The organism is Mesorhizobium sp. M0166, from assembly GCF_040322255.1.
Lineage (GTDB): Bacteria > Pseudomonadota > Alphaproteobacteria > Rhizobiales > Rhizobiaceae > Mesorhizobium.
In genome coordinates, this window is the sequence record NZ_JAMYTD010000073.1 from 1 (window position 1) to 11,754 (window position 11,754).

Below are 11,754 nucleotides of genomic sequence, written 5' to 3' on the forward strand. Positions count from 1 at the left end.
GGCTCAGACCATGGATACCGTAAAACCAACGGACCCAAAAAAGCGGAGCCCTAAAGGCCTTGACACTCCTCATATAAGCTACGTGTTCCGCAAGAGGCCCGAGGTCACTGGCGCTCCACAATCGAGTGCTGATTGTGAGTTTCTCGTTTTCGGCGGTGGCGACGAAACCCGCTCGCTTCCAAGCAGGGTTCGCCGCCGCATCGCGATTGAGTTGCTGGACGCTTTGCGCGACGCCGAAGGGCAGTTGGGGAACTGGCGCAGTTCGCCATTGCGCCCTCTGCTCGAGGATGCCGTCTCCGGGATCAGCCGCACGGACATCGACGCTGTGGCTGCCGAACTCGACAAGGCGACCAAGACGCTCGAAACGTTTCCGACGATAAAGACGTTGGAAGATGAGTTGCGGGCCGGGATCGTCCATCTTTCCGGAAAAGCGCATGACATCGATGCTCGCCTGAGATTCGCGCCGACCGACCCGCTACGCCTGTTTAAGGCGATTGCAATGTTCATCGACAACGGAAAGCGTGGCATTGGGGACGCCAGTCTTGGCTCGGCCAACGTCGCGTTGTTGGCCCTGAAGCTCGCGGAATTTTTCATGGCGCCGGAAGAAGAACGAACGAACCTTCTCGCTCCTCTGCATTGAGGAGCCCGAGGCGCACCTTCACCCGCAACTCCAGCGATCTGTATTCAAGAAGCTGCTGGGCAATGTCGACGCCTCGCAAGCGATGATCGTCACGAGCCATTCGCCGACTTTGGCTGCGGTTACCCCATTGCGCTCAATCGTCCAGTTGAGAAGCAGGCCGGGGCGACCCAGGCGTTCTCGCTGGCGAACCTGCCGGTCACGCCAGACGAGATCGACGACCTTGAAACCTACCTCAATGCGACACCCGCCGAGCTACTGTTCGCCCGAGGCGTCATTTTTATCGAAGGCGACGCGGAGGAGGCGCTCTTGCCTATCTTCGCTTCATTACTCGGTCATTCGTTGGACGAGCTTGGGATCACTGTCTGCAATGTCGGCGGTGTGAACTTCCGCCCCTATGTGAAGCTCGCTGAAGCATTGAAGCTTCCCTATAGCGTTATCACCGACTGGGATACTCTCAATGGAATCTGTGGCAAGACATGCTCACCATTCGTGGCCTGCCTCCCCTCATGCCTGCGCAATTGGCAAAATGGGAAGCAATGGACCATGCCGCGTTTAGCGCGGACGCAGCAAAATCTGGTATCTTTCTCAACGATCAAACCTTTGAAGTGTCCGTTGCCAAAACACCCGGTCTGCTGCAGCCGCTCCTCGATATCTTGAGCGAGCAGGACTTTGGTTCGGTGCGAACTGGGCGCATCGCCGCATGGCGGGCAGGTACGCCGGTCGATGCCGCACAATTGCTTGCGATGATCGCTGACATTGGCAAGGGCCGGCTCGGCGCGCGCCTGTCGAAGAAAACTGGAGGCCTCAAGCCGCCTGCCTATATCGAGAGTGCGGTCAACGCTGTCGTTGCATTGGTCGCTCATGTCTAGTGATCGCGCGCTTCTTCAGGCGTTAGCCGAACTCAAAGCAAACCGGAACAGGCGGCCGCTGTCGTTGAAACCGGGCATTGCAGGGAGCTGGCCGGTCCTGGAAGTGGAAAGACCAAAACCTTGACCACGGCTATGGCGCGGGTTTTGGCGCAGGACGTCGTCGAACCGAGAGGCGTCGCCTGCATCACCTATAACAACGAGTGTGCGATCGAGCTCGAAACCCGTCTCGGCCACCTCGGCGTGACTCCCGGAGATCGCGCCTTCATCGGCACCGTACATGGGTTTGCGCTGAGCCAGGTGATCGGTCCCTATGTCCGCTGTGTGCCGGTAGGCCTTCCTGCAAACTTCAGGGTCGCGACACGATGGAAGCACGAGCTGCGGTGGAAGTGGCGTACAGGAACGCCATCAATGGCGCCGACGATCCGCACCGGCGTTGGGAGTTCGCGTCCGAGAAGCGCAAGTGCGACGTCGATCGCTCACGGCCTGAGTGGCGTGGGCGCAATCCCGAACTGGCTGCTTTCATCGAGGCCTATGAGGCTGAACTGCGCCGACAGGGCCTGCTTGATTTCGATGACATGCCGCTTCTCGCCTATCGCATGATCAAGGAAAACCCGTGGATCCGTGAAGCTCTTCGCGCGCGGTTCCCGGTCTTGTTGGTCGACGAGTATCAGGATCTCGGCCTTGCGCTACATGAGCTCGTCCTGCTCTTGTGCTTTGAAGGCGGAATCCGGCTTTTCGCCGTCGCGATGCCGATCAATCAATCTATGCCTTTGCCGGGGCCAATCCAGAACTGCTCGAAAGCCTGACGCGCCGACCTGATGTGCGGACTATCAGGCTACGCTTCAGCTATCGCTCGGGCGGAACGATCATTCGCGCGTCGTTGGGCGCGCTCGGTGAAGAGCGCGATTATCGCGGTGTCGAGGGCGCCCCTGAGGGAGACTTGAGCTTTTGGCACGTCCCGTACGGCCGTGACTCGCAAGCGCAAGCCATCGCCGACACTATAATCCCAAAGCTCATCGAACAATGATTCGAGCTCGGGCAAATCGCGGTTCTCTATCGCGCGGCGTGGCTCGGCGACAAAGTCGCGACTGCGATTAAGAATGCGAACATACCCCTCGCGCGAACGGATACCAACGCTCTCGTCAGGAGGAACTCCCGTCTCGCGCGCTTCATCGAGGATTGCGCTCGTTGGACGACTGGCGGATGGCGGGATGCCGATCCACTCTATGTGCGGCTTCTGTCGCAGGCGAAGACGATCGTATTCGGGCGCCGTGCCAGCGATCGCGAGGAACAGGATCTGTCCAGGCAGCTTACGGGGTTCCTGAATGCCACGTTTGGGAGGGCGGAGACGACGCATCCCTGGCTACAACGCTTTTACCGAGAACTCTTCATGCCATGGCGCGACATTGCCCGGAATTCGGAACAAGAATGGCAAATTTGCACCGAGATGATCACCAACACGGATCCGGCGCGAGACTTGATCTTTCGCTTGCTCATTTCGCGGAGCGCGTCGAAGGGGCAGGTCGCGTTAACCTCAGCTGCATAGCGCAAAGGGTAGAGAGTTCGACGCGGTCCTCATGTATGGCGTCAACGCCACCGACATCCCGAGCGAGCGCGATAGCCGCACTCCGGCAGGGATTAGGGAAGCACGGCGCCTGTTCTACGTCGGGGTGACGCGGCCCAAAAGATACCTCAGTTTGATCTACCAGGAACACCACCATTCCCCGTGGGTTCTGGAGCTCTATCGGAGAAGCCAGCTTGATTAAGAGACGGTCGCTTGTTCCCAACCCCGCGTCGGAGAAAATGAGTGGCTGACAACAAACGCCAACACTACGTGCCAAAGTCGACTTTGCGCCACTTTGCTTCTGATCCGAACCGACATCCCAAGCCTCGGCAGATCAATCTGGTGAACATCGCAGCCGCCAAAGTCGTGCGCGGGGCATCTCTAAAGGAGCAATGCTACCAGGATTATTTCTACGGGAAGAACACTGCGATCGAGAAGGCGTTGGGGCAAGTCGAGGGGTACTTTTCGAGCTTGGTCCGCAAAATGATCGGCACGCGAGCAATCGACGAGCGAGATGGCTGGCATCTCGTCCAGATGGTCGCACTTCAGAAAGCCAGAACCTTGCGCGCCGAAGAAGAATTGAACGGCATGATGGAAAAGCTGATCAAGCTGTTTATGTACAATCGTGTCGACGAGCATGATCTTCGAAAATCCAGAATTAAAATCAACGATACGTCCAATCGCAACGTAGGGCACGCATTAGCGCTAAGCCCGCTGATGCTCGACCTTAAGCGATTTCTGCTCGCCAATGACACCGATGTCCCGTTCGTCATTGGCGACAATCCGGTTGTGACGACGAACTGGTTCGCCAGAATACATCACCCGCAACGCGCCATCGGACTCGCACGTTCTGGGCTGCAGATGCTTCTGCCGATTTCACCTCGCTTCGCGTTGATGATGCATGACAGTAATGTCTATACAACCAACTCTCGGATCAATGTCATCTCCATTTCTCGAGCTGACGAGGTCACTGCTTTGAATGAGCTTCAGTGGTTGAATGCCCATAAGAACGTGTATTTTCCGCCCACCCTCGGCGTGGAGTTCTTGGAGGCGATGATGAATGTTTCGCGACCAGAGGGCGGTCTTTCTGATTTTCGGAGAATGGAACGGATTGCGGATGGCGACTCCTATCGTGCTAGCGACAAAGATGAGTTCTCTCCTCCGACAGATGGTGTGAAGTCAGAGCTTGTTGTTACATCGGCGAAAGCCCTCTCTAGAGACGTGCGGCTGCGTGCCGTTAGCATGCGAAACAAGCCGATTTTCCACGACGATGGATCGCTTGGCTCTCCCCAGCGTGACCCAGCTTGGGAAGACATTGTCGGTGATTTCGCTCGCCGGGTGCTGGTGGGCGAAACGAACCCAACGCGTTTCTGGGATTTTGTGGAAGGGCATCCACTTGTATCATCTATTGGACCATGGCTCAGAAGAGCGAAACGGCAGTCCGATCTGAGGCGACAATGATGATTAGTGGCTTTTGCGAGCGAATACGGTTAGGCTTGGCGTCGCCAAGCCGACAAGATGGGCCATGATGCATCGGCGGCAATGCCGCGATCCGGTTCGGGCCAAAGCACGCTAAGAGTTTCGATGTGGCGCAAATCGCCACGAATATGGCGGTTCAGAGCGACAGTGCCGTCTGGGCTCGAGGGCAGGTCGCGGGCCCGTCTCGGCTCAGTCGATCTGTGCCTGTGCGACATCAGGTGGTAGCGATTTCCCGACTGTCGTCTTGACTGTGATCGTATGACGCGGAAGCACCGTAATAGTACCGGGCGCTTCGTGCTCCTCACCGGCCGTTGAAAGTTCGTCGATCAGCTCACGGATGGCTTGTTGGTCTCCGGTGACGATGCGCTTCACCCGGTCGTGGTCTCTTGGCTCCGACACAATGGGTCCCCAGCGCGTCAAACCCTCGAACGCTCCGTGCGGTGGTCGCGGAGTGAAATGTTCGATAAGGAACCACGTGAGCGGGAGCGCTGACCGAAACGCATCGCCATGCAGCCCAAGTAGACCCGCGGGCTTGCCCTCAATCGACCGAAGCCAGATGCCCGCGTCGATGCCGCCGTTCGATAGCAAGGAGTCCCTCAGCGCAAGGCCAGCTCCAAAATCGAAGATCTGATCGGCCAGATTTCGCGTATGAAGTGCGCGCACTTGCATGCGAGTTTGGTTTGGAAGTGACACTGTTTGCGGGCAGTAGAGACCGTAGCGGAGCGCGCCTTTGCCCAGGAGTGCGGAAAGCCGGTCCAGCCGTGCTTGTTGGTCAGCGTTCGCTGCCTGAAAGCTTGCTCGCTGGTCGTATTCACCGGAGTGAAGGTTTCGAAAGAGCCGCTTCGCTTGAACGAGATAAGCCGTTGACCAGCTTTCATTCGGAAGGATCCGATTTTCGTAGGTCAGCACAAGACCTAAATCAGACTGTGAGACGTGGCGCTCCATCGCCGTGTTGTGTGGATACGTGTCGAGGGTAACCTCAAAATCGATGCCGTCGCCGATTGCGGCAAGGTCGGTGTTGAGTTGGTCCACGCTGTAGGGGAGGCTTTCCTCGGCACGTTGGGTGTCGGCATCGAGTAATGCACAAAGCTCATTGGTGAGAGCCGGTTCATCTGGCGGATGCTTCCGGACCATCCGCTGAGATAGAGCGTAGTCCACGCCGTCAAGGTATCTGATCAGGTGGGTGAGGTGCTGCGGTCCGAGCATTGTCTTGACTTCTTATTGTTGCGCTTCAGTCCGAGCGGCGCTTAGGGTTCTTAACTTGGTTACCTTGTCGGGCGCGGCTAATACGTGTCTGCGAACAGAATCTTCGGGAGCATGTGCGTAGGCGTCCAAGTCCCATGCATACGCCTGACATAGGATTGGCAAAGCCCAACAATCTTGTCGGCATTCCCCAGACGAATAAGTTGTCGTGCGATTTCTGAGCGCCCGGAAAGGGCGGGTGCGCTATATCCGGAGCTGGACAATAGAAGCCCTCGGCTAGCGCGTTTTGCTACTACCACTTCGAAAAACCGTTCCAGGATGTCAGGACTTGGTCTGGAGGGCGCTGTCCAGTGCTTTATCTCCACGAGATAGATCGCTGGTTGGTCGGACTCGATGCAGCGCAGCTCGAGATCGAAGCCGCCGTCGCGCCCAGGGCGGGTTACAACAACCTCAAATCCTAGCACCGAGAGAATCTCGCCCAGCAACCGTTCGAGGTCGCGCCACTCGACATGCACAAGGTAATCGGGGCTGCGGACGATTTCCTGAGCCAGCGCCTGCAACATTGAACGCAGGGCACATTCCACCAATGCGCCGGGAACAGCTTCTTGACCCGGCGGTGGTTCGCGTTCGTCTGCCACATCGGCAAAATAGCGTGCGAGACGGGGGCTTTGGCCATCGTCCGGCCACACAATCCGGCCGCCCGCATCTTCGGCCTCTGCTCGTTCGAATGTGAACCGCCAGTGTCGGCCTTCTGAGGGGATGCGTCCTCTCCACTCGTACTGGAGAAGTGGCCGCAGCCCGCGCATTGTGAGATCGGCGAGCAGATATGGTCCGCGCGGGTCATTGTCCGGATTGCGATATCGGTCCGAATTGATCGGCGGTTGGGACTTGAAGCGCCGACCCGTAGCTTGAATGCTCACGATTTATCCTCGCTGCCTGGCCAATTGCCGCCTGTTTGGATGTCGGCGATGTCGGTAGAGCCCTTGGGCATCTGTAAGGAAATGCGCCAATCCAAGGGTTTGGATTGTTTGGAAGCGAATTCGACGCGTTGAATAGCGGGTTCCTCGGATGATCCATATTCGATCCGTTGCGCCTCCTCGATCGGAACCATCTCCGGCTCAATCCATAAGGCAACACCCAGGAAAACGTGACCGAGTATCTGAGAGCCATCGGGCCTCTCGATTGTGACATTGCCGTAATACGGAATTCGAGCCGTTCGAATGATTGGCGGTGCGCCCTTCTCGATATCGGCAAAGGGGTTCAATGCCGCCTGCACCTCACGCCAAATATCATTCACTGACCAAGTGGACCCGTTGTCTATGTTTCGAAAGAGCGGCGCAAATAGATCGGTACCGTCCGACAGAGCAAAGTCGAATTCATTAGGCGGCGGCGTGTCCGGCTCGGCGGAACGAAAAGCTCGAATTCCGACACCGGCGAGGGCGCACGATTTGTGCCAGAAAAGAACGAAATCGAGCTTCAGCAGCTGATTGATGTCGGCAACGGAGACCTCCGACGCCCGACGAAGGGAAATGCCATGTCGACGCGCAACGGCCTCTGCGTCAGCTGAAAAACCTGACGCACTGACTGCGATTGTGCGGTCTGCTCCGATTGCCTGCCGTTTAGCCGCAAGCTGCTCGATCCAGGTAACATCCTGCGTCTTGTTTCTACGACGACACTCCACCGTGATGAGGAGCTCTGAAGTGCCGGCTCGGGTGCGAATGCTCGCATCGACCTCCCGCAGCCGGCCGGTGACCAGACACTTGATGCGATCAGGAGATGTTACGACGAGTCCAGCGGGGCCGGCGTCGGCCTCGATCCGCGCAATTAGACGTTCAAACGCCCGCCATTCAGGATCTTGATGGCGCCGGGCGGTCACTGCCCACCACTCTTTTCTTTCGTTCCCGCTTTCAGGAACATAGGGAAGAAGCTTCGCTGGGTCTTCACCTTGATGACGTCATTGATGCTGATTGTGTTGGCCTTTCGTCGCTCCCCGCCTGCTGGGGTGATGACCTCCAAATCGGGGTTCTCGATGATCGCTGTATGTACATCGTCCGCATGAGCGGGTGTGATGTTGTAGATGCTCTCGTAGAAATCCATGACGGACATGGCATCGCCGGATTCCGTCACGAGGCGCGGTATATCCCCCAGGAGCTGGTTCTTGGCGGAAGCGCGGCCGCTATCGTCAAAGAGATAGAGCATGCCCTCGTCGTGTCTTGGATCGTAGGACAGCATATTGAGGCCGGAGCGACCAAAATGAGCCTGAAGGCTGGAATTGTCATGAAGGATATTGTTGTAGACCTGCCGCGCCCGATAGGCGTTGGCAAAGTGGATCAACCAATACCGCCATCCGCCCGGATTGTTAATGGAGAAGGGACTGACATAGGGCGCGCATAGACGAAAGGCATCAAAGACGATCTTCTCCGCCGTCCCCAGCCAATAATTCTTGCTCATGACTCCGTTAAGCGCATCGATGTTCGCGCTTGTCAGCCCAAGATAAGCGAGCCGCGCTTTTAGCTGCTCCGGTTGGTTCTTTTGTAGGAACGCTAATAGTGAGCTGATCATAAAGGTGTAGAAGATCTCCGCTGCGGGATAGGAGCGCATTATGTCAAGGATCGTATCCCGTTCGACGTGGCTATCCCCACATTGGTCCAGATTGAAGATGACGCTTCTGTAGCGTCCTTGCTCCAAAAGCATCTTGATCGTTGGATACGCGATCTCGAAGAAATCGTTCAAATACTCGATGCGCAGATGCAACTTCGGGCATGTCTGCGCGATGGCGGCTTGCATCGGCGCAACGTGCGTCTTCAGCAATTCGATGGCGTCGCGACTAGCGTCATTGAATATCAGAAGGCACTCGACCTCAATCGCGCCCAGCCCTTGAGCTGCGCGATGTGTGTTCACCGCGTCGACCGCACGCATCAATTCTTCGATGAATATCAGTGGCGACCCAGGCGTGCCGCACTGATATCGCCCACCCCCGGCAAAGCCGTCGACGATTGCCAGTCGGAAGCGCTCCTGTTGCGGCAGCTTGCAGCGGACAGTCAGATAGTCGAAGACGTACTCGCGCAGGATTTTATGTTTGCGCTTGGAATGCTCCTCGAGCTTTGCGCCATCAGCCCATTCGTATTGCTTTTCGACCACGTCGCCCCCCCAACCCATATTTGCCTTATCAAGGGACGGTGAGGGGAACGGTGGGCATCTCGTCCCAGGTCCGCCCCCGATATTCGCGTCCGTTGGCCTTTTTTGAGCGCTTCTTGTTGTCTTTGCCCCAAGTGCCCCACTGTTTGAAGAAGAACGCTGTCCCTGCTGATAGGCACTGCCGGTGGATTTCGTCGATCCATTCTTCACGGATTGGTCGAGCTGCCTTCCCGCTTTCGCCGCCGACGATGGCCCAATGGATGCTCCGAAGATTGACGGTGCCGACGGCTCCAATAAGGGGCTCGAACGAAATGAACCGAATGGCTGCAGGCGCTTGGCGCAAATGATCTAGGCGTCCGACGACGTCTGCGTTCTCGATGCTTGTGCCGAGCCAGACATTGGGTAGGACATCACCAATGACGGTGGCGAATTTGGCCATGCGTTCGGGGCGCTTTGTCAGAATCTGGTAGTTGTGATCCGGTGTGCCACGCATCACCTGCCAGACGTCGCGAATGAATTCATCGCTGACTTGTTCGTGAAACAGGTCGCTCATAGAGTTTACAAAGATCTTGCGGGGTTTGCGCCATCGGTGCGGAATGGAAAGCGCCTCACGGTCCTCACGTACGATGCCGTTCCAAACTGTGCGCTTTCCGGTTCTGCGAGTCACACCAGCATATTTCTGAACGCCCATAGACTCGAGGCGCTTCGCCATCTCCATGGCATAGCAGTTCGTGCAGCCGGCGGTCACGATTGAGCAGCCCGCAACTGGATTCCAAGTAGAATCCGTCCACTCGATTTGAGTTTCAGCCATCTTGTCTCCCGTGCCGTTTTCGAGTCAGCCAGCGCATTAGGCAGTTCCTGTCATCGAGCGTCAGCCGGCTTTCGACCGCGGGCGACGGTGCGAACTGGAACGCTTCTGTCGACGCCAACATCGCCAAGGCTATGCAGCCGAATTGTGGGGTGCGTCGGAAGTTTCACGGTCAATTCGAGCTTCCCGCCAAAGGCCTCGATATAACTTCGCAGTGTTGAGAGATACATATCCGCCTGCTTTTCAATCTTCGAGACAGAGGGCTGTTTGATGTTTAGTGCGGTCGCGACCTCGTCGCAAGCAGCCGGCAATGACGAGAGGTCGACGGCTCACGCGGCTTCCATAAGTACGGCCTTGCGCTTCTTTTTGCCAAAAGCTCGCGGACGAATTTGTCCCACGTTGCCATGGCAGCCCGCTTTTCAGGCATATAATCCAGCGGTTATAGCTCTTGGAACTGACATCCTGAAGTGTATGGTTTTCCAATCGGTCTCGTATCTCCTTCGACAGACCAGCCTTGCCGGCGAGAGTCTTCCAGGTTCGCCGAAGGTCACGGTTCGTCACGACAGGGATGACGTCGCGATCGCGCTGCCGCCACATAAACGAATAGAGGGTGCCATGGCTGACGGGCTTGGATGGATCGGTCGCTGATGGAAAGAACCAACCAAATTCATTTGGTTTGATCGATTCGATGAGGTCGGCTGCGATCTTCGTGACGGGGATCGCATGCGGTTTTCCGTTCTTGGTCTTTGACCAGTCGATAATGCGTTCGGCTGAATGATCTCTTCGGCGCGTTGACCCGTCAACATGAGAATTCTGACGGCGCGCGTGTAGGGTGGGTGAACTGGAGCGTCCGGGCACTCCAGCCAGCGATAGAGCCGGAGAAATTCATCCTCGTATAGTCAGCGTGTTCCCACTTTTTTTGGTTCGGTCGGAATGCCCGCAGCTGGATTGTAGACAAGGCGAAATCGACGGGCTGAGGTCGAGCGGCGGTCATGCTCTGATTTCAAGCCCCAGCTGTAGGCGGACCGGATGTAGCTGCGGACGTGATCCCGCCATGGATCGTTTGCCACACTCGTAGATTGGGGGATGATATTGGTGATTTCGTCGGGCTCCTCCTTCCAGGATGGTTTGCCGGCCGCCTTGAGCGACGCGACGTATCAGCAACTGTCCCGGGACGCGTGTCACCGGCGATCTTGATGCTGCGCCCTTTTGGATCATATCGGCGAAGTCGCGCTTAAATAACTCGCGCGCCTGGCTCAGGCTCATCGAGGGGTAAGAGCCGAGCTTTTTCTTGAATCGGTTTTGGTCTCGCCATTGTTGGGTCATCCAGTCTGCAGTTACGCGAGTTGGCATTGGCTTCATTACTAGGACCAGTCGGCCTGTTCCATGACCCTCACCATCGACAAGGCTCTGCTGCTTTCCGGTCTCCTCAACCTGTTTCAGAGCGCGGCGAATTTCTCCATCTGTAAGGCTTGGCACTGGGGTCTCCCGTAGACTTTCAAGTGGGATCGGCTGAGGGGTAGTAGGGGTCTGTTATTGGGTCCAAAACCAGCTTCGATCCCCCTAAAACCGACCCCAATATGCCACGATAGCCGGCTCTACGACAAGTCAGAAGATCGTTATTCTTCAATATGCTAGATCGTGATCGAGCGTGATCTAAACGGAGCGAGTGGGATGGTTGTGCATCACGATCAGTCATTCTGGATCACGACAACGCACGGTAAAGCAGGGTGCCGCAATATGACCGTCGCGCTGGTGAACACCAAGACACTCAACGGAGTTGCTGTGTGGCGCAGACTGGGGCAGGGGATTGGGAGTTGGAGCAAGACCGCTATCGCTTGGCTTGCCGGTGCGCATCTCACTTCCGTACAGATTGCCTTGTCGGCCCGATGATGGAGGGGTCAAATTTCGGGCCGATTAGCAGATTTGTCTCGCGTGGCCCGACACCGCCCTATGCATGCGAATGCGAAGTTGTGTGCGTCAAGTTCTGCAAAAATGGCGTGGCAGTAGCTGTGACGTCGGCGTGTCCGCCGCGCAGCCCCCGTGTTTAGCG

Annotated in this window: 9 protein-coding genes and 5 pseudogenes; 8 read left to right on the plus strand and 6 right to left on the minus strand. The window is 56.9% G+C overall.

The window, feature by feature from the left end:
• The 8 genes and pseudogenes from NKJ46_RS33690 to NKJ46_RS33725 all read left to right on the plus strand — a co-directional run.
• Nucleotides 1-640: pseudogene (locus tag NKJ46_RS33690) on the plus strand (hypothetical protein); the annotation flags it as partial.
• A pseudogene (locus NKJ46_RS33695) lies at nt 636-695 on the plus strand (hypothetical protein); the annotation flags it as partial. The pseudogenes NKJ46_RS33690 and NKJ46_RS33695, both read left to right, overlap by 5 nt.
• Nucleotides 696-946: 251 nt before the next feature.
• A pseudogene (locus tag NKJ46_RS33700) lies at nt 947-1,030 on the plus strand (hypothetical protein); the annotation flags it as partial.
• A gap of 86 nt (nt 1,031-1,116) precedes the next feature.
• Entirely contained in the window at nt 1,117-1,509 is a 393-nt protein-coding gene (locus NKJ46_RS33705) for a hypothetical protein (protein ID WP_352671521.1), read from the plus strand.
• 87 nt (nt 1,510-1,596) lie between these two features.
• Nucleotides 1,597-1,752: pseudogene (locus NKJ46_RS33710) on the plus strand (UvrD-helicase domain-containing protein); the annotation flags it as partial.
• 119 nt (nt 1,753-1,871) lie between these two features.
• On the plus strand, nt 1,872-2,315 hold the full coding sequence (locus NKJ46_RS33715) for a UvrD-helicase domain-containing protein (RefSeq protein ID WP_352549651.1): 444 nt from the start codon (nt 1,872-1,874) through the stop codon (nt 2,313-2,315).
• A 771-nt stretch (nt 2,316-3,086) separates the two neighbouring features.
• Nucleotides 3,087-3,275 carry a 3'-5' exonuclease gene (locus NKJ46_RS33720; RefSeq protein ID WP_352549653.1) on the plus strand — a complete coding sequence of 63 codons (189 nt, stop codon included), beginning with the start codon at nt 3,087-3,089 and terminating at the stop codon, nt 3,273-3,275.
• A 41-nt stretch (nt 3,276-3,316) separates the two neighbouring features.
• The gene (locus NKJ46_RS33725) at nt 3,317-4,534 is read left to right on the plus strand and encodes a DUF4238 domain-containing protein (RefSeq protein WP_352671510.1); all 1,218 of its coding nucleotides are present in this window, start codon (nt 3,317-3,319) and stop codon (nt 4,532-4,534) included.
• Between the two features lie 207 nt (nt 4,535-4,741).
• On the opposite strand, the gene NKJ46_RS33730 is transcribed toward NKJ46_RS33725, so the two are convergent.
• From NKJ46_RS33730 to NKJ46_RS33760, 6 genes and pseudogenes are all read right to left on the minus strand, one after another.
• Nucleotides 4,742-5,758 carry a hypothetical protein gene (locus tag NKJ46_RS33730; RefSeq protein ID WP_352671513.1) on the minus strand — a complete coding sequence of 339 codons (1,017 nt, stop codon included), beginning with the start codon at nt 5,756-5,758 and terminating at the stop codon, nt 4,742-4,744.
• 77 nt (nt 5,759-5,835) lie between these two features.
• On the minus strand, nt 5,836-6,675 hold the full coding sequence (locus tag NKJ46_RS33735; RefSeq protein ID WP_352671515.1) for a restriction endonuclease: 840 nt from the start codon (nt 6,673-6,675) through the stop codon (nt 5,836-5,838).
• Entirely contained in the window at nt 6,672-7,631 is a 960-nt protein-coding gene (locus tag NKJ46_RS33740) for a restriction endonuclease (RefSeq protein ID WP_352549662.1), read from the minus strand. The genes NKJ46_RS33735 and NKJ46_RS33740 overlap by 4 nt, the downstream gene beginning before the upstream one ends.
• Nucleotides 7,628-8,896: a three-Cys-motif partner protein TcmP gene (locus NKJ46_RS33745; protein ID WP_352671518.1), complete on the minus strand. Its 1,269-nt coding sequence runs from the start codon at nt 8,894-8,896 to the stop codon at nt 7,628-7,630. The genes NKJ46_RS33740 and NKJ46_RS33745 overlap by 4 nt, the downstream gene beginning before the upstream one ends.
• A gap of 28 nt (nt 8,897-8,924) precedes the next feature.
• On the minus strand, nt 8,925-9,704 hold the full coding sequence (locus tag NKJ46_RS33750; RefSeq protein WP_352549665.1) for a DUF5131 family protein: 780 nt from the start codon (nt 9,702-9,704) through the stop codon (nt 8,925-8,927).
• Nucleotides 9,705-9,975: 271 nt separating this feature from the next.
• Nucleotides 9,976-11,180: pseudogene (locus NKJ46_RS33760) on the minus strand (site-specific integrase).
• Nucleotides 11,181-11,754: the final 574 nt, after the last annotated feature.

Coding starts and splice junctions, on each gene's coding strand:
- NKJ46_RS33705 (WP_352671521.1), top strand. CDS start 1,117: ATGCTCACCATTCGTGGCCTGCCTCCCCTCATGCCTGCGCAATTGGCA.
- NKJ46_RS33715 (WP_352549651.1), top strand. CDS start 1,872: ATGGAAGCACGAGCTGCGGTGGAAGTGGCGTACAGGAACGCCATCAAT.
- NKJ46_RS33720 (WP_352549653.1), top strand. CDS start 3,087: ATGTATGGCGTCAACGCCACCGACATCCCGAGCGAGCGCGATAGCCGC.
- NKJ46_RS33730 (WP_352671513.1), bottom strand. CDS start 5,758: ATGCTCGGACCGCAGCACCTCACCCACCTGATCAGATACCTTGACGGC.
- NKJ46_RS33750 (WP_352549665.1), bottom strand. CDS start 9,704: ATGGCTGAAACTCAAATCGAGTGGACGGATTCTACTTGGAATCCAGTT.